The 17,496-nt window shown below is 71.8% G+C and carries 16 protein-coding genes; 4 read left to right on the top strand and 12 right to left on the bottom strand.

What is annotated here, in order from left to right; translation table 11 throughout:
• Positions 1–17 precede the first annotated feature (17 nt).
• Positions 18–452, top strand: coding sequence for a Fur family transcriptional regulator (locus ACGFU6_RS15315; RefSeq protein WP_393611058.1), 435 nt, complete (start codon positions 18–20; stop codon positions 450–452).
• Between the two features lie 44 nt (positions 453–496).
• On the opposite strand, the gene ACGFU6_RS15310 is transcribed toward ACGFU6_RS15315, so the two are convergent.
• From ACGFU6_RS15310 to leuA, 7 genes are all read right to left on the bottom strand, one after another.
• Entirely contained in the window at positions 497–1,315 is an 819-nt protein-coding gene (locus ACGFU6_RS15310) for an isoprenyl transferase (protein WP_393611057.1), read from the bottom strand.
• Between the two features lie 22 nt (positions 1,316–1,337).
• Positions 1,338–2,084: a DNA repair protein RecO gene (recO, locus tag ACGFU6_RS15305; protein WP_393611056.1), complete on the bottom strand. Its 747-nt coding sequence runs from the start codon at positions 2,082–2,084 to the stop codon at positions 1,338–1,340.
• 58 nt (positions 2,085–2,142) lie between these two features.
• The gene (locus ACGFU6_RS15300) at positions 2,143–2,826 is read right to left on the bottom strand and encodes a response regulator (RefSeq protein ID WP_393611055.1); all 684 of its coding nucleotides are present in this window, start codon (positions 2,824–2,826) and stop codon (positions 2,143–2,145) included.
• The gene (locus ACGFU6_RS15295; protein WP_393611215.1) at positions 2,823–3,992 is read right to left on the bottom strand and encodes a sensor histidine kinase; all 1,170 of its coding nucleotides are present in this window, start codon (positions 3,990–3,992) and stop codon (positions 2,823–2,825) included. The genes ACGFU6_RS15300 and ACGFU6_RS15295 overlap by 4 nt, the downstream gene beginning before the upstream one ends.
• 89 nt (positions 3,993–4,081) lie before the next feature.
• Positions 4,082–6,211 carry an MMPL family transporter gene (locus ACGFU6_RS15290; RefSeq protein WP_393611053.1) on the bottom strand — a complete coding sequence of 710 codons (2,130 nt, stop codon included), beginning with the start codon at positions 6,209–6,211 and terminating at the stop codon, positions 4,082–4,084.
• Between the two features lie 161 nt (positions 6,212–6,372).
• Positions 6,373–7,077 carry a TerB family tellurite resistance protein gene (locus tag ACGFU6_RS15285; RefSeq protein ID WP_393611051.1) on the bottom strand — a complete coding sequence of 235 codons (705 nt, stop codon included), beginning with the start codon at positions 7,075–7,077 and terminating at the stop codon, positions 6,373–6,375.
• Between the two features lie 217 nt (positions 7,078–7,294).
• On the bottom strand, positions 7,295–9,091 hold the full coding sequence (gene leuA, locus ACGFU6_RS15280; RefSeq protein ID WP_393611049.1) for a 2-isopropylmalate synthase: 1,797 nt from the start codon (positions 9,089–9,091) through the stop codon (positions 7,295–7,297).
• A gap of 293 nt (positions 9,092–9,384) precedes the next feature.
• On the opposite strand from leuA, the gene ACGFU6_RS15275 reads away from it, so the two are divergent.
• Positions 9,385–10,461: a M4 family metallopeptidase gene (locus tag ACGFU6_RS15275; RefSeq protein ID WP_393611047.1), complete on the top strand. Its 1,077-nt coding sequence runs from the start codon at positions 9,385–9,387 to the stop codon at positions 10,459–10,461.
• 38 nt (positions 10,462–10,499) lie between these two features.
• Positions 10,500–10,766: a protealysin inhibitor emfourin gene (locus tag ACGFU6_RS15270; protein WP_123526072.1), complete on the top strand. Its 267-nt coding sequence runs from the start codon at positions 10,500–10,502 to the stop codon at positions 10,764–10,766.
• 179 nt (positions 10,767–10,945) lie between these two features.
• Here ACGFU6_RS15270 and era read toward each other — a convergent pair whose 3' ends face one another.
• The 5 genes from era to ACGFU6_RS15245 form a co-directional block, all read right to left on the bottom strand.
• Complete coding sequence (gene era / locus ACGFU6_RS15265) at positions 10,946–11,920, bottom strand: GTPase Era (protein WP_393611046.1); 975 nt, start codon at positions 11,918–11,920, stop codon at positions 10,946–10,948.
• 62 nt (positions 11,921–11,982) lie between these two features.
• On the bottom strand, positions 11,983–12,936 hold the full coding sequence (locus tag ACGFU6_RS15260) for a WxL protein peptidoglycan domain-containing protein (RefSeq protein ID WP_393611213.1): 954 nt from the start codon (positions 12,934–12,936) through the stop codon (positions 11,983–11,985).
• A gap of 89 nt (positions 12,937–13,025) precedes the next feature.
• Entirely contained in the window at positions 13,026–14,390 is a 1,365-nt protein-coding gene (locus ACGFU6_RS15255; protein ID WP_393611044.1) for a beta-xylosidase, read from the bottom strand.
• 217 nt (positions 14,391–14,607) lie between these two features.
• Positions 14,608–14,961: a cytidine deaminase gene (locus ACGFU6_RS15250; RefSeq protein ID WP_393611043.1), complete on the bottom strand. Its 354-nt coding sequence runs from the start codon at positions 14,959–14,961 to the stop codon at positions 14,608–14,610.
• 56 nt (positions 14,962–15,017) lie between these two features.
• Positions 15,018–15,890, bottom strand: a complete 873-nt coding sequence (locus tag ACGFU6_RS15245) for a helix-turn-helix transcriptional regulator (protein ID WP_393611211.1) — start codon at positions 15,888–15,890, stop codon at positions 15,018–15,020.
• 122 nt (positions 15,891–16,012) lie between these two features.
• Here ACGFU6_RS15245 and ACGFU6_RS15240 point away from each other — a divergent pair, with 122 nt between their 5' ends.
• A complete protein-coding gene (locus ACGFU6_RS15240; RefSeq protein WP_393611042.1) occupies positions 16,013–17,485 on the top strand; it encodes an MFS transporter in 1,473 nt (490 codons plus the stop codon).
• The last annotated feature ends 11 nt before the right edge of the window (positions 17,486–17,496 follow it).

Below are 17,496 nucleotides of genomic sequence, written 5' to 3'. Positions count from 1 at the left end.
GACACGAGGAGGCTCCTGTGGCGACGGCGCCGATCAGCGGCACGAACGCGGCCCCGGTACGCGGCCGCTCGACCCGGCAGCGGACTGCGGTGGCCGCGGCGCTCGACGAGGTGGACGAGTTCCGCAGCGCGCAGGAGCTGCACGACGTGCTCAAGCACCGCGGCGACTCGGTCGGGCTGACCACGGTCTACCGCACCCTGCAGTCCCTCGCGGACGCGGGCGAGGTAGATGTGCTGCGCACCACCGAGGGCGAGTCCGTCTACCGGCGGTGCTCGACCGGCGACCACCACCACCATCTGGTCTGCCGGGTGTGCGGCAAGGCCGTCGAGGTCGAGGGCCCGGCGGTCGAGCAGTGGGCGGAGACGATCGCGGCGCAGCACGGCTACGTCAACGTGGCGCACACGGTGGAGGTCTTCGGTACCTGCGCGGAGTGTGCGAGCGCCGGGAAGTAAGTGATCCTGCGGCTACGGGGGCGGCGCCCCCGTAGCCGTCCCGCTCAGCTGCCGGATTCCTCGGCCTCCACCGCACCGCCGAAACGCCGGTCGCGCTGGGCGAATTCGAGGCAGGCCCGCCACAGGTCACGGCGGTCGAAGTCCGGCCACAGCACGTCCTGGAAGACCATCTCGGCGTACGCGCTCTGCCAGATCAGGTAGTTGGACGTGCGCTGCTCGCCGCTCGGCCGGACGAAGAGGTCGACGTCCGGCATGTCCGGGTAGTAGGTGTACTTCGCGAAGGTCTTCTCGTTGACCTTCGACGGGTCGAGCTTCCCCGCCGCGACGTCCTGGGCGATCCGCTGTGCGGCGTCGGCGATCTCGGCGCGGCCGCCGTAGTTGACGCAGAAGTACAGCGTCATCTTGTCGTTGTCCTTGGTCTGCTCCTGCGCGACCTGGAGCTCCTGGACGACGGACTTCCACAGCTTCGGCATGCGGCCGACCCAGCGGATCCGGATGCCGAGCGCGTCCATCTCGTCACGGCGGCGGCGGATGACGTCCCGGTTGAAGTTCATCAGGAACTTCACCTCGTCCGGGGACCGCTTCCAGTTCTCGGTGGAGAAGGCGTACAGCGAGAGGTTCTTGACGCCCATCTCGATGCAGCCCTTGAGCACGTCCATGACGACGCCCTCACCGACCTTGTGGCCCTCGGTGCGCGGCAGACCGCGCTCCTTGGCCCAGCGGCCGTTGCCGTCCATCACCACGGCGACGTGCTTGGGCACCAGCTCACCGGGGATCTTCGGGGGCGTGGCACCGGAGGGGTGCGGTTCCGGGGTCTTGTGGTCCCGCCGGTTGCGTCCGCCGAGGATTCCGCGTACTGCCATGAGCTTTTCCGTCTCCCTGTGTCTACTTTTCCACGTACCGCAGCGAACGCAGGCCGCGCTCCAGATGCCAGTGCAGATAGGCGGACACCAGCCCGCTCCCCTCCCTGGCGTGACGCGCCTCGCACGCGTCCGCCGTCGCCCAGTCGCCGGTGAGCAGTGCGCTCAGCAGGGTGACGGCCTGAGCCGAGGGTACGACGCTGCCCGGTACCCGGCAGTCGCCGCATATGACGCCGCCCGCCGCGACGGAGAAGAACCGGTTCGGTCCGGGCATTCCGCACCGGGCGCAGTCGTCGAAGCTGGGTGCGTAGCCGTTGACGGCGAGGGAGCGCAGCAGGAAGGCGTCGAGGATGAGGTGGGGGTCGTGTTCCCCTCGGGACAGCGTGCGCAGTCCGCCCACCAGCAGCAGGTACTGCTGGACGGCGGGTTCGCCCTCGTGGTCGGTGAAGCGCTCGGCGGTCTCCAGCATCGCGGTGCCCGCGGTGTAGCGCCCGTAGTCGGTGACGATGCCGCCGCCGTAGGGGGCGATCGTCTCGCTCTGGGTGCAGAGCGGCAGGCCGCGTCCGATCAGTTCGCTGCCGCGTGCGAAGAACTGGACGTCCACGTGGGAGAACGGTTCGAGGCGGGCGCCGAACTTCGACTTCGTGCGTCGCACGCCGCGCGCGACGGCCCGTACCCGGCCGTGGCCGCGGGTCAGGATCGTGATGATCCGGTCGGCCTCGCCCAGCTTCTGCGTGCGGAGCACCACGCCGTCGTCCCGGAACAAGCTCATGGCTCCATTGTCCGGTACGCGGCCGGCCGGCCGGGGCCGCCCCCCGAACCCGGGCGGCTCAGTTTCCGGCCGCCCCGCCGCCTGCGGCGACGACCAGCCCGGATTCGTACGCGATGATCACCAGCTGGGCGCGGTCGCGGGCGCCGAGTCTGCCCATGATCCGGCTGACGTGGGTCTTGGCGGTGAGCGGGCTGAGGCTGAGGGTCTCGGCGATCTCGGTGTTGTTCAGGCCGCGTGCGACGAGGCCGAGGACCTGGCGTTCGCGGTCCGAGAGCGCCTCGGGGCCGCCCGTTCCGGAGGCGGTCGGCGCGCTGGGGGTGCTGAGGACCCGGGCGATCAGCCGGGCGGTCGGGCCGGGTGAGAGCAGGGCCTCGCCGGCGGCCACGGTCTTGATGGCGGCGAGCAGATCGGCGGGCCGGGTGTCCTTGACCAGGAAGCCGGAGGCGCCGGCGCGCAGCGCGTCCACGACGTGCTCGTCGGTGTCGTACGTGGTCAGGACCAGCACCTTCACCCCGGCGAGGTCCTCGTCGGCGGCGATGCGGCGGGTCGCCCCGATGCCGTCGAGTTCGGGCATCCGGATGTCCATGACGACCAGATCGGCCCGTTCCGAGCGGGCGAGCGCGACCGCTTCGAGGCCGGTGGCGGCCTGTCCGACGACCTCCATGTCCGGGTCGGAGCCGACGAGCATCGCGAACGCGGCGCGGACGAGCGTCTGGTCGTCGGCGAGCAGCACGCGGATCATGAGAGGGTCTCCGATTCCTGTTTCTGGAAGGGCAGCAGCGCGGACACCTCGAAGCCGCCGCCGGGGCGGGGGCCGGCGTCCAGGGTGCCGCCGGTGCTGCGGGCGCGCTCCCGCATGCCGAGGATGCCGAACCCGGGCGGGGAGCCGTCGCCGGCCGGACCGGTCCCGTCGTCGGTGACGGTGACGCGCAGGGCGCCGGCGGTGGGCTCGACGACGACGCCGACGCGGACGCCGGAGCCGGCGTGCCGTACCGCGTTCGTCAGGGACTCCTGCACGATCCGGTAGGCGGCCGCTCCGGTCGCCGGGGCGAGCCGGCCGTGGGGCGGGCGCACCCGGAGGTCGACCCGTGCCCCGGCCGCCTCCGCGGCGCGTACGAGGCCGGGCAGGGCGGCCAGGTCGGGCAGCGGTCCGTCCGCGTCGTCGCGGCCCGCCTGCCCGGTGTCACGCAGTACCTGGAGGGTGGTGCGCAGTTCGGCGCGGGCCTCCCGGCAGGTGCCGGCGATGTCGTCCAGCGAGGCGGCGATGGCCTTCCGGTCGAGCCGGTCCGGGTCGACGGTGAGGATGTGCGAGGCCACCGAGGTCTGCACGCCGATGAGGGTGATGCTGTGGGCCAGCAGGTCGTGCAGGTCGCGGGCGATCCGCAGCCGTTCCTCGGCGACCCGCCGCCTGGCCTCCTCCTCCCGGGTGCGCTCGGCCCGTTCGGCGCGGTCCAGCATCGAGGCGACGTACTGGCGGTAGATGCGTACGTCCACCCCGCAGAACAGGACCGCGACGATCCAGCCGGAGATCCGCAGGAGTTCGAGCCCGTCGTGGGTGCTGATGCCGACGACCACGGTCATCATCACGGCCAGCACACCGATGCCGGTGAACAGGGTCCGCAGCGGGCGGCCGGTGACGGCCACCGTGTAGAGCGCGATCCAGGTCTGCGGCATCGGGGCCGTGTGGTCGTAGTCGAGGCCGTGGTAGAGGGCCAGCAGCGGGACCATGGCGGCCACCACGAGCACGGGTGCGCGCCGCCGCCACACGAGCGGGAGCACGCCGGCCGCCAGCAGGAGCAGGCCGAGCGCGTCGGGTGTGCGGCCGCCGAACAGGGCGAGGGCGGCCGAGAGCGCACCGGCGCCCACGGCGATGAGGGCGTCGGTGCGCGTCTTGTGCGGCGCGTGCATGGGGTCGCGGTTGACGACGGCCAGGATGCGCTCGCGGCGGCGCGTGGTTCGGGACACGCGGCCATCCTCCGGTACGGGGCGTGGCACTGTCAGGGCGCCCGGACGAGTTCCGGTTCCTGCGGCCCGGGGGCGGCGGGGGTGCGGCTGAGCGCTCCGGGCCACCACATCCGGCGCTGCAGGGCCACGGCGGCCGAGGTGACCAGATAGGTGCGGACGAGGAAGGTGTCGAGGAGCACACCGACGGCGATGACGAAGCCCATCTCCACCAGGGCGGTCAGCGGCATGTTCGTCAGGACGGCGAAGGTGGCGGCGAGCACCAGGCCCGCCGAGGCGATCACGGCGCCGGTGGTGCGCAGGGCGGTGAGCGCGGCGGCGGTCGGTCCGGCGCCGGCCAGGGACTCCTCGCGTACCCGGTGCATCGGGAAGATGCCGTAGTCGACGCCGAGTGCGACCAGGAAGACGAAGGACAGCAGTGGCAGTCCGGGGTCGGTGCCCTTGAGTCCGAGGAGCGGTTCGAAGAGCAGTCCGCCGATGCCCAGCGCGGCGCCCCAGACGGCGACGACGGCCGCGACGAGCAGCAGCGGGGCGACGAGGCTGCGCAGCAGGAGGATCAGGACGATCAGGACCGACAGCAGGACGAGCGGGACGACGGTCCGCAGGTCGCGGGAGCTGGAGCGCTCCAGGTCCATCTGCTGGGCGCCGGGTCCGCCGACGTGGGCCCCGTCCAGGTGCGCGCGCAGGGCGTTGACGGTGTTCCGCTCCCCCTCGGACTCGGGCCCTGCCGTGGCGAGGACGGACAGTTCGGTCCAGCCGCCGCCGCTGCGGCCGCGTTCGGCGGAGGCGACGCCCTCGGTGGCGCGGGCTCCGGCCAGCACCTGGTCGGCCCGGCCGGTGGGTGCGAGGACGGTGATCGGCTGGCTGGAGCGGCCGGGGTAGGCGTCGGCGAGTGTCTCCATGGCGGCGACCGAGTCCGGCTTGCTGGTGAAGGAGTCCGCCTGCTTGAGGTCGCCGGGCAGGTTGAACACGCCGAGCGACAGCGCGCCGAGCAGTACCCCGCCGGTCACCAGTACCGCGACGGGCCGGCGGCCGGCGGAGCTGCCCACGGCGGCGAGGAGGGAGCGCCGCCGCACGGGTTCGCTGCCGTACGCGGGGACGATCGGCCAGAACACCCGGCGGCCCAGGAGCACCAGGAGCGCCGGGAGCAGCGTCAGCATGGCCAGGAGGGCGCACAGCACCCCGACGGCGGCGATGGGTCCCATTCCGCGGCTGCTGGTGAGATCGGCCGCCAGGAGGCACAGGAGGCCCGCCGCGACCGTTGCCGAGGAGGCCACGACGGCCGGGCCGCAGCCGCGCAGCGCTGCCGCCATCGCTTCCTGCGGCCGGGCGTGGCGGGTCAGCTCCTCCCGGTAGCGGGAGACGAGCAGCAGCGCGTAGTCGGTGCCGGCGCCGAAGACGAGGATGGTCATCACGGCGGAGCTCTGGCCGGTGACGGTGATGTCGAAGCCCCGGTTGAGTCCGTAGACGACGGCCATCGACAGGGCGTCGGCGACGCCCGCGACGACGAGCGGTACCAGCCAGAGCAGCGGGCTGCGGTAGATGAGGATCAGCAGGATCGCGACGACGGCGACGGTCGTGTAGAGCAACGGGCCGCCGAGCGAGCCGTATACCTTCTGCGCGTCGGTGTTGAGCGCACCCGGGCCGCCGACCAGGACGCTCAGCCCGTCGCCGCCCTTCGCGCTCTCGCGCACCTCGTCGACGAACGCGGTCCTGGCGTCGTCGTCCTGGCCGGGCCCGGTGGTGGAGACGGGGTACATCAGGGTCGTGCCGTCCTTGGAGGGGACGGCGCGCGGGGGTGCGGTGAGGGGGTGACCGGCGGCCACCTCGGCGGTCTGCCGGGCTGCCGTGGTCCGGTCGGCCGGGGTCAGCCCGCCGTCGCGGTGGTAGACGAGGACGAGGTCGGTGGACTCGCCGCCGGGCAGCGTCTCCTGGATCTTCGCGACCTGGGTGGAGTCGGCGCTCGCGGGCAGGTAGTCGACCGCGTGGTTGGCCTGTACGTCCGAGAGTTTCCCGGCGAGGGGCCCGGCGATCGCGATGACGGCGACCCAGAGCGCGACGACCGCCCAGGGCAGCTTGCGCCACCGGCTCCGTGCCCGTTGCCGCGGCTGTGGCTGTGGCTGTGGTTGTGGCTGTCTGCCCTTGTTCTGCGTCGCGGCCCGCATACGGGCCCCCTTCCGTCCGGGTGTCTGGATTCATGTCCAGACTCCCGTCGGGCCGGGGCCGGTTCATCGCGCCGGAGACCGACATCCCCGTTACTGCCGGGGAGGGTGCGGTGCGCCGGCTTACTCCCGCGGGAGTAGCGGCCGGTGGACCGGGAGCGGGTTCAGGAGGGCGTACGGGCCGCGGCGGCGAGCAGCCGGGCGGTGTCCTCGGCGCGGAGCTGGAGCGCCCCGCCGACCGTGGTCAGCACCTCGCGTTCGGCCTGGCTGTACGGACCGTCGGCCAGCGCGATCCTGGCGCCCTGGAGCAGAATCGATTCCCGGCCGGCCGGGGCCAGGTGCGGGGCGAGGGGCTCCAGCGCCTCGTGGAGCTCGATGGCGAGAGCCGCGCCGCAGGCCTCGGCGGCCGGGTCGAACGCCGAGCCGTGGCCGATGTCGACGGAGAGGACCTCGACGACGGTGGCGAGCTGTTCCTGCGTGCAGCCGTCGAACCCGGCGCCTCGCACGGTGGCGACGGCCGTCTCCAGGACGGTGCGGGAGGTGGTGCCGCCGGCCGCGAGGACGCCGAGCGCGACGGTGTGGACGCCGTCCTTGAGCATCGCGGAGAACCGGTTGGTGGTGGGGTGGTCGAGGGTGTCGGTGCCGAAGTGGTCGTGGCACGCGGCGCATTCGACGACCGGGCCGACGGTGCCGCGCCGCAGCAGCGGTACGCCCAGGAAGGTGAACCGGCGACGTCCGGTGAGGCGGCGGTAGTTGCGGTCGCCTCCGCAGCCGGTGCAGAAGAACTCGCCGTCCCCGACGGTGTCCCACATCGTGCGGATGCCGCAGATACGCAGCTTCGTTGCGCGTTGTCCCAGGGCTGACCGCACGTCGCACACCTCCGTAACTCCCCCGTAGCCCTGCGGACACGGGAGGTACCCCCACGGCAACATTGCCGTGTTGGACGTGATGTTAACCACATCCACGAAGCGGCGTCAGCACCTCGCCCGTCACAACCGCTCCGAGATGGCCGAACCCCGCCCCCCGGGTGCGGGGGGCGGGGTTCGCGGACCGTGTGGATTCATACCCTTTCGGGCGGGCGCGGGGTCAGCGGGTGGCGCGGTTGACGGCCGAGACGACCGCCTTCAGCGAGGCCCGGGTGGTGTTGGCGTCGATGCCGATGCCCCACAGGACCTTTCCGTCGATCGCGCACTCGATGTACGAGGCGGCCTGCGCGCTCGCACCCTCGCTCATGGTGTGCTCGGTGTAGTCCAGCAGCCGGGCGTCGATACCGATGGCCTGCAGCGCCTCGAAGAACGCCGAGATCGGGCCGTTTCCGGTGCCGGTGAGCACGGTGTCCGCGCCGTCCACCGTCGCCTCGACGGTGATCGTGTCCTGGCCGTCGGAGCCGGTCGTCGTCTGGCCGGAACGGATCTGTACGCGCCCCCACTGAGCCGCGGTGTTCTCGGGGTTGGGCAGGTACTCGTCCTGGAACGTGGTCCAGATCTGCGCCGGCGTGACCTCGCCGCCCTCGGCGTCGGTCTTGGCCTGAATGATCCGGGAGTACTCGATCTGCATCCGGCGCGGCAGGTCCAGCTTGTGGTCGTTCTTCAGGACGTAGGCGATTCCGCCCTTGCCGGACTGCGAGTTGACCCGGATGACCGCCTCGTAGCTGCGGCCGACGTCCTTCGGGTCGATCGGCAGGTAGGGCACCGCCCACTCGATCTCGTCCACCGTCTTGCCCTGGGCGGCCGCGTCGGCCTCCATGGCGTCGAAGCCCTTCTTGATGGCGTCCTGGTGGGAGCCGGAGAAGGCGGTGTAGACCAGGTCACCCGCGTAGGGGTGGCGCGGGTGGACCTCCATCTGGTTGCAGTACTCGCTGGTGCGGCGGATCTCGTCGATCTGCGAGAAGTCGATCTGCGGGTCGACGCCCTGCGAGAAGAGGTTCATGCCCAGCGTCACCAGGTCGACGTTGCCGGTGCGCTCGCCCTGGCCGAACAGGCAGCCCTCGATCCGGTCGGCGCCTGCCATCAGGGCCAGTTCGGCGGCGGCGACGGCGGTGCCCCGGTCGTTGTGCGGGTGGACGGACAGGCAGACGAACTCGCGGCGCGACAGGTTGCGCGACATCCACTCGAACCGGTCGGCGTGCGTGGACGGCGTCGAACGCTCCACGGTGGCGGGCAGGTTGAGGATGATCTCGCGGCCGGCCTCGGGCTGCCAGACGTCACAGACCGCCTCGCAGACCTCCAGGGCGAAGTCCAGCTCGGTGTCGGTGAAGATCTCCGGGCTGTACTGGTAGCCGAAGATCGTCTCCTCGCCCAGGATCTTCTCGGCGTACTCCATGACCAGCCGGGTGCCGTCCACGGCGATCTGCTTGACCTGCTCCCTGGAGCCGCGGAACACCACGCGGCGGAAGGTGGGGGCGGTCGCGTTGTACAGGTGGACGGTGGCCCGGTGGGCGCCGCGCAGCGATTCCACGGTGCGCTCGATCAGTTCCTCGCGGGCCTGCGTCAGGACGGAGATCGTCACGTCCTCGGGGATCGCGCCCTCTTCGATGATGGAGCGGACGAACCCGAAGTCGGTCTCGCCGGAGGACGGGAAGCCGACCTCGATCTCCTTGTAGCCCATGCGCACCAGCAGGTCGAACATCTCGCGCTTGCGGGCCGGCGACATCGGGTCGATCAGTGCCTGGTTCCCGTCACGCAGGTCCGTGGAGAGCCAGCGGGGTGCGACGGTGACGCGCTTGTCCGGCCAGGTGCGGTCGGGGATGTCGACGGCCTCGTACTGCCCGTACTTGTTGATCGGCATCCCGGACGGCTTCTGCAGTCCCGTGGTGTTGGTGATCGGCGTGGGGCGGCCGACGGCGTTCTCGACGGGGGTCTGGGCGGGATTCACTGCGGTCATGGCGTAGGGCTCCTCGGGGTCCGGCAAGGGGAGGCCGACTGTGTCGCTGCAACACAAGACTCCGCGGGGAGGGGGTCGGCCTACGACTACAGACCCTCGCCGCGGCAGCTAAGAAGAAGCAGCCCGAAACGCATGATGCGAAGACACTAGCCCAGCGACACCCGAGGCGTCTGTGCCGTATCAGTATGCGGGACCGGACGCCGGTAACGGGTGAACAGTGATCGATCACTCTATTTCGTCAATCCTGGTGGCAACCAGTGACAGGACGATCACGCGCTGCCACAGTCGAGTGCATGCAGCCTCGAATTCAGCACGGAATCCACCCCGTCTTCTGCACCATCGTGCCGCCCCACGTCCTCGACAAGCTGTCCCAGTCCGACGATCCCGTCCTGGCGGGCCCGGCCCGCCGCACCCTGGAGGCCGACGCCGCCCGGCGCACCCGCCGCCAGGTGACGACCCCCGTCCCGCCGCGCGTCGCCCCGGCCCCCGAGGACGACCGCTCCGGCAAACCCGACCGCACCCTCTACGACTGCCGGCACGGCACCGAGCTGCCCGGCACCAAGGTCCGCGCCGAGGGCGAGGACCCCACGGGCGACGCCAGCGTCAACCGCGCCTACGCGGGCCTCGGCGCCACCTTCGAACTGCTGCTCAAGGCCTATGGGCGGCGTTCGATCGACGGCAAGGGCCTGCCGCTCATCGGCTCCGTGCACTACGACGAGAAGTACAACAACGCCTTCTTCGACGGCGAGCAGATGGTGTTCGGCGACGGGGACGGGGAGATCTTCCTCGACTTCACCGTCGCCATCGACGTCATCGCCCACGAGCTGGCACACGGCCTGACCCAGTACACGGCCAACCTGAGCTACTACGGCCAGTCCGGCGCGCTCAACGAGTCCGTCTCGGACGTGTTCGGCTCGCTGGTCAAGCAGTACACGCTGAACCAGACCGCCGAGCAGGCCGACTGGCTGATCGGCGCGGGCCTGCTGGCACCCCGCGTCCAGGGCGTGGCGCTGCGCTCGATGAAGGCGCCCGGCACCGCGTACGACGACGACGTGCTCGGCAAGGACCCGCAGCCCGCGTCCATGGACGACTACATCCACACCGGCGACGACAACGGCGGTGTGCACCTCAACTCCGGCATCCCGAACCGGGCGTTCTACCTGCTGGCGACCGCGCTCGGCGGCAGTTCCTGGGAGAAGGCCGGACAGCTCTGGTTCGATGTCCTCACGGGTGGTGAACTGGCGGTGGACGCCGACTTCGCGGCCTTCGCCCGGCTGACCGTCGCGGCGGCACGCAGCCGCTTCGGTGCGGGCGACGAGGTGGAGGCGGTCCTCAAGGCCTGGTCGGAGGTGGGCGTACCGACCGCGTAGGCAGCTGACAGGGCCCGTCCGCAGGGGAAGGACACCGTATGCGGATCCAGGTGAGCAGGACCGGCGGCTTCGCCGGTATCGCACGCCACCGCGAGATCGACACCTCGGGGCGGGCCGACGCCCGTGAATGGGAGGCCCTGGCCGAATCGGCGCTCACCGGCGGCCGGGACACCCCGCCGGCCGGCGTTCCGGACGGCTTCGGCTACCGGATCACGGTCGGCGACCGGACGGTGCACTGCGCGGACCCCCGGCTGACCGACGCCCAGCGCTCGCTGGTCTCACGCGTCCTGAAGGAGGGCGCGTGAGACCGGCGCACGGCTGAAGGCGCGGACACGCGGGCCGGGGCCGCTGCCGAGGGTCAGAACCCCAGCTTGCGCAGCTGCTTGGGGCCCACTCCCACGGCCGTCCTCGCACCCTTCGGCCCGGGGGCCTCAGCGGCTTCGCACGGCTGCGCCGGCCTCCGGCCGTCGGTGCGTGCTCCCGGTCAGAACCCCAGCTTGCGCAGCTGCTTGGGATCGCGCTGCCAGTCCTTGGCGACCTTCACGTGCAGGTCCAGGAAGACCGGCGTGCCGAGCAGGGCCTCGATGTGCTTGCGGGACTTGGTGCCGACGTCCTTGAGCCGCTTGCCCTTCGGGCCGATGATGATGCCCTTCTGGCTGGGCCGCTCGATGTAGACGTTGGCATGGATGTCGAGCAGTGGCTTGTCCGCCGGACGGTCCTCGCGCGGCAGCATCTCCTCGACGACGACCGCGATGGAGTGCGGCAGCTCGTCGCGTACGCCTTCGAGCGCGGCCTCCCGGATCAGCTCCGCGACCATGACCATCTCGGGCTCGTCCGTGAGGTCGCCCTCGGGGTAGAGCGGCGGGCTCTCGGGGAGCAGCGGGGCGATCAGGTCGGCGAGCAGGCCGACCTGGTCGTCCTTGACGGCCGAGACCGGGATGATCTCCGCCCACTCGAAGCCGAGCTCCTCGCCGAGGCGGGAGACGGCCAGCAGCTGTTCGGCGAGCTGCTTGGACTCGACCAGGTCGGACTTGGTGATGATCGCGATCTTGGGCGTCTTCTTGATGCCCGCGAGTTCCTTGATGATGTACTTGTCACCGGGGCCGAGCTTCTGGTCGGCGGGCAGGCAGAAGCCGATGACGTCGACCTCCGCCCAGGTGGTGCGTACGACGTCGTTGAGACGCTCGCCCAGCAGGGTGCGCGGCTTGTGGAGGCCGGGGGTGTCGACCAGGATCAGCTGCGCGTCCGGCCGGTGCACGATGCCGCGCACGGTGTGCCGGGTGGTCTGTGGCCGGTTGGACGTGATCGCCACCTTCTGGCCGACCAGAGCGTTCGTAAGGGTGGACTTGCCCGCGTTGGGACGGCCCACGAAGCAGGCGAAGCCGGCCCGGTGCGGGGCGGTGTTCTCTGCCTGCGGCGCAGCAGCTTCTGGGTTAGGTCGAGCGCTCATGGCGCCCATTGTCCCCGATCCCGGCGGCACTGCCGCACCAATGCGGCCGGCGGCGCCGCCGGGGCCCCGTCTCAGGCCGTGCGGCGACGGCTGCGGCGGGCCCGTATCCACAGTCCCGCGCCCCCGGCGAGGATCACCAGGAGTACCCCGGCGACCAGCCAGGGCAGCGCGAAGTACCCGGCGGCGGCGGACTCGCGGGTGTCGCGGGCGCTGGCGGTCAGCTTGACCTCGCCCCACTCCAGCTGCGGCGCGCCCTTCCACTCCTCGGTGAGCCGGACCTCCTGGCGGGGCAGCAGCTCGGCCGGGATCCGTTTCAGGTCACGGGCGAGCAGGGTGCGGCCGAACAGTCCCTCGGCCTTGAGCGCGACCTCGGGGCTGAGTGTGACGTTGCCTCGGTTGTGCAGCGTGTACGAGATGACGGCGCGGGACTTCCCGGTGCCCGGTACGAGTGGCTGGGTGTGCTCGACGTGGACGTCGTCGACGGAGAGCGCGGGCATCGTCGGGCCGTTGATCCGCAGGTAGATCCGGGCGCCGACGGCCTTCTGGATGCCGACGGCCACCGCGCCCGCGTCGGCGGGGTCGATGCGCTCGTCCAGGGCGACGAGGGCGCCGGGGTGGTCGCCCGGTTCGGCGTCCTCGGGGACCTTGATCGTGACGGGCACGGTGACCGAGCCGTGCGGTCTGACCGTGACCCGGTCGCGGTCGGTGGTGGCCCAGGCGCCGACGGAGCGCTGTTTCTCGTTCCGCGCGCGGACCGCGAACCCGCCGTCGCGTTCGGTGTTGTACGCGTCGGCCGCGTACAGCCGGAAGGTCAGTGGGTCCGCGGTCTTGTTCTTGACGGTGACCTTGTCGGTGAGGGTGGCTCCGGGGTCGGCCGAGAGGTAGAAGTACGGCCGGGTGCCGGTGGCGGTGGTGGCCGGGAAGACCGACCAGCTGCCGTTGTCGGCGGCGCCGGCCGCGGGGGCGCCCAGCAGGAGCAGGGCTGTGGACAGCAGGGACGACAGGAGAACGGACAGCTTGCGCACGGTGCGGGCCCCCAGGGTGCACGCGTTGGCGGGGTGGGTGGACCGGCCGGGTGCGCGCCCGGCCCACCGGTGGATCACTGCTCACGGGCTCACGTCAGGGTGAGCGTGAGCACTCCGGAGTAGGTGCCGGTCGCGGAGTACGCCGGCACGTCCAGCGACAGCCCGGCGTCGACGGTGAACTCGCCGCCGGTGAAGGCGCCGTTCGGCGTGGAGGCCAGGGTGGCTCCCGCGCTGCCGACCGGCCCCTCGGAACCCGCCGCGCAGGTGCTCGGGCTGCCGGCCTTCGCCGTACAGGCCGGGCTCCAGCCGAGCGCGGAGGCGCCGATGGCGGCACCGGCCGGGCCCTTGAAGTCGGTGACCTTGCCGGTCAGCGACCAGCCTGCGGGGCCGCCCCGGAAGTCCTTGACCGTCACTGTCCGCAGGGCGCCGGTGGATGCGCCGCCCTCGCCGAAGTCGACCGCCGAGAGTTCGACGGAGTCCCCGGCCTGCGTCATGGAGAGCGTGCCCGCCTTGACAGTCGAGGTCAGCTTCTGGCTGCCGTCCGGTGTCTCCCCGCCGCCGGTGACGGTGTAGGCCTGGGGGCCCGCACCCTTGGCGGCGTCCCAGGCCTCGCCCTCGTAGGCGACGATTGCGGTGGTCGCCGGGTCGTTGACGGTGAGCTGTCCGGTGAAGGCGCCCGAGCCGTCCGCTGTGGCCGTCGCCGTGTCGCCGGTCGGGGCGTCCCCGGCCCGGCCCCCGAGGGTGACGGACGCGCCCGGGGTGAACTTCGACCCGGTCACGCCGACCTGGTCACCGGCCGCGCCGGAGGCTGCGGCGAGCTGGATGGCGCGTTCGTTGACCTGGCCGCCGCCGTCCGTCGCGAGGATCGTCTGGGAGACGGGCGCGGGCGGATCGGTGACCGTGCAGGGCGTGTCCAGCTCCATGATGTAGCTGGTGTGGATGTTGTAGTCGCCGGGCGACAGCGTGATCTGGCCGGGCGCGGTGACCGTGAAGGTGCCGGTCATGGAGAACGACGGGAATTCGCCCTTGCCGGGCACCGGGTCGTTCTTCTTCGGACCGGCCACCGTGATGTCGGCGGACTGCGCTCCGGCGACGGTGACCTTGCCGGTCGGCGTCATGATGTCGGCGGGCAGCGCCAGATCGACCGGATTGCTCGCGGCCGGTTTGACGACCGTGTACGTCACCGTGACCGTGTCGCCGACCTTCGGGGCCGCGTTGTCGACGCTGATCTGCGCCGACGTCGTGCCGTCGATCGGCGGGATCCCGGCGATGGCGGGCGGGATGCAGTGGGTCGGGAAGTCCACCGCGACGGAGGCCGTCGCCATGGCCTGGGCGGGGCCTGCGAGGAGCCCTCCCCCGGTGACGACGAGCGCGCCCACCCCCAGCGCGGCGGCCCAGCGGCGGCTTCGGCGCCGCGTTCCCGGGCTGTCGGATCTTCGAACGGCTGGACTCATGGAGCCCCCTCCTGCGGAATGTGCGGCGCGGCGGCTCTTCCGCGCCGGCAGGGGGCCATTGATGACTGGGGCCGAAAAGAAGTCAATGGGATCGAAACGCGCTGACTGATGGACCATCAGATAGTGTCAAGATCCATGTTTCCCGCACTTCGTGTGCGAACGCCCGGCGCCGGTGGGACGCCGGGCGTTCGCACACGATGTGCCGGTCCCGCGAAGGTCAGCCCGCCGTCACGGTGAGCCGCAGCACCCCGTCCGGGCCGGCGAGCAGCACCGGCGTTCCCGCCCCTCCCAGGTCCCGTACCGCGGCCCGGTCCTCCGGCGAGGGCTCGTCGGCCTCGGAGACGACCGCGGCCGCCTCCAGCGAGGTGGCGCCGCTCGCCACGGCCATGGCGACGGCCGTCCGCAGCGCGCTGAGGCGCAGCGACTCCAGCTCCACCGTGCCCGCCACGTACGTGCGTCCGGTCTCGTCCCGTACGGCCGCGCCCTCCGGCACTCCGTTGCGGGCGCGGGCGCTGCGCGCCAGCGTGACGATCTTGCGGTCCTCGGCGCCGAGTTCGGTGCTATCGCTCATGTGCCGAGCATACGAAGCGGGCGGCCGGGTGCGCGGCACCGGGGCGCCCGGCCCCCTCAGCCCCGGACCTGGCGCATCATGCCCCGGCGGCCCTCCGGGGAGGCCAGCAGGCGGAACTTCTCCTCGGTGCCGGTGCCGGGCCACGGGTTGTGCAGCACGATGACCAGGTCCGGGCGGGCCGGGATGCGCAGCTGGGTGGCCTCCACGACCAGCGAGCCCACCACCGGGTGGTGCAGCTCCTTGCGCATCTGGCCGCCGGGCGCGATGTCCCGCCGCTCCCAGAGCTCGGCGAACTCGGAGCTGCGCTCCCGCGCCTCGGCCACGATCTCCCGGAACCCCTCGTCGTCGGGGCATTCGGAACAGGCGGCCCGGAACTGGGCGACGACCTGCGCCGCGATCTCCTCCCAGTCCTTGCGCCGGGCGCGGTGGACCGGGTCGGTGAAGAAGTCGATCACGCAGTTCTGCGTCCGGCCCGGCCCCATCCCCATCACCGTCGCGGCCGCGTCGTTGTACAGGATGACGTTCCAGTACGCGTCCATGATGTGGGCCGGGAACGGCATCCAGCGGTCCAGCAGCCGCTGCAGCCCGTCGCACATGTCCGCATGGGCCGGATCGACCTGCGCGGCGGGCGGGTTGAGTCCGGCGAGCACGTAGAGGTGACGGCGTTCGGCGCTGCTGAGCCGCAGCACCCGCGCCACCGAGTCCAGCACCTGCGGCGACACGGTGATGTCCCGGCCCTGCTCCAGCCACTGGTACCAGGAGACGCCCACTCCGGCGAGGACGGCGACCTCCTCGCGGCGCAGCCCCGGGGTGCGGCGCCTGGCACCGCCGTCCGGGAGGCCCGCATCGGACGGGCTGACCCGCGCCCGGCGGCTCATCAGGAACTCCCGCAGCTCGCCGAGGCGGTGCGCCTTGCCCGTGTCGGCCATGATCCGGGCCGGTGCGCCCACGTGCTCCCCCTGGTGTCCGGGCGCGCCCCTGCCTGGTGGTGCGGCCAACAGGATAAGTTCCCGCTCCCCACGGATATTCCGGCGGCCGCAGGCTCATGGGCATGGCGATCCATCCCCCGGCTCAAGAAGCTGTCATCCCTCCCGCTCCCACTCCTCCTGCCCAGGACCGGCTCTCCGGCCGGGCCCGGCTGGTCCTCCTCGTCCTGTGCGCCGCCCAGTTCATGGTGTCGCTCGACTTCTCCGTACTGAACGTGGCGCTGCCCGTCCTCGGTGACGACCTCGGCCTCAGCCGGTCCGGTCTGCAGTGGGCGATCACCGCTTTCGCGCTGCCGTCCGGCGGCTTCCTGCTCCTGTTCGGCCGGATCGCCGACCTCTACGGCCGCCGCCGGATGTTCCTCACCGGCCTCGCCGTGTTCGGGGCCGCCTCGCTGCTGGCCACCCTCGCCTGGAACCCGGCCGTCTTCCTCACCGGCCGGGCGCTCCAGGGCCTCGGTGCCGCGGTGATCGTCCCGACCGGGATGTCCCTGCTCACGACCACCTTCCCGGAGGGGCCGCTGCGCGACCGCGCGCTCGGCATCAGCGGCACGCTGCTCTCCCTCGGCTTCACCGTCGGCATGGTGGCCGGCGGGACCCTCACCGACACCCTGGGCTGGCGCTCCACGATGGGGCTGCTGACGGTGACCGCGGTGGCGGTGCTCGCGACGGCCCCCGCGCTGCTCACCGAGTCCCGTACGCCCGACCGGCCGAGGCTCGACATCCCGGGTGCGGCGACGGTCACCGGCGGGCTCCTCGCCCTGATCTACGCCCTCTCCACGGCCGCCGAGCACGGGTTCGGGCGCACGGACGTGCAGGTGTCACTGGTGGCCGGCATCGCCCTGCTCGCCGCCTTCGCGGTCGTCGAGTCGCGTACCCCGGTCCCGCTGGTCTCGCTGCCGATGCTCCGCCGCCGCACGGTGGCCTTCGGCAATCTGGGCGGGCTGCTCACCTTCTCGATGATGACCACCGTCGTCTTCGTGCTGACCCTGTACCTCCAGGAGGTGCTCGGCCTGTCGGCGTTCGGGACCGGGCTGGTCTTCGGGGTGCAGGGCATCGCGTCGGTGGCGGCCGGGGTGTACGCCCCGAAGGTGATCGGGCGGATCGGTGCCCGGCGGACCCTGTCCTTCTCGCTGCTGGGCCAGGGGCTGTTCATCGCGGCGCTGCTGGGCCTCGGCGCGGACTCGGGCGTCTGGCTGGCGACCGTCGCGGTCTCACTGGCCAGCGTGTGCCACCTGGGCGCGATCATCGCGTACGGGCTGACCGTCACCTCGGGCGTGCCGAACGAGGAGCAGGGCCTGGCGACGGGCCTGGTCACCACGACCCAGCAGGTGGGCCTCACGATCGGCATCCCGGTGCTTGGGGTGATCGCGACGGCCGACAGCTCGCTGTACGACGGGGTCCGCACCGTGGTGGCGGTGACCGCGGGCCTGCTGATCGTCACGGCGGGAGTGGTGGCAACGGGTCTGAGGACCGTCTCAAGCCCCGCCGCGGCAGAATCAAGCCCGGCTGCGGCAAAATCAAGCCCCTCCGGCGATTGAGGAGCGGGGGC

The sequence above is a fragment of the Streptomyces sp. NPDC048462 genome, assembly GCF_043200175.1.
GTDB lineage: Bacteria > Actinomycetota > Actinomycetes > Streptomycetales > Streptomycetaceae > Streptomyces.
Note: the sequence above shows the minus strand (reverse complement) of the source record. Positions and strands in the feature narration are given on the sequence as shown.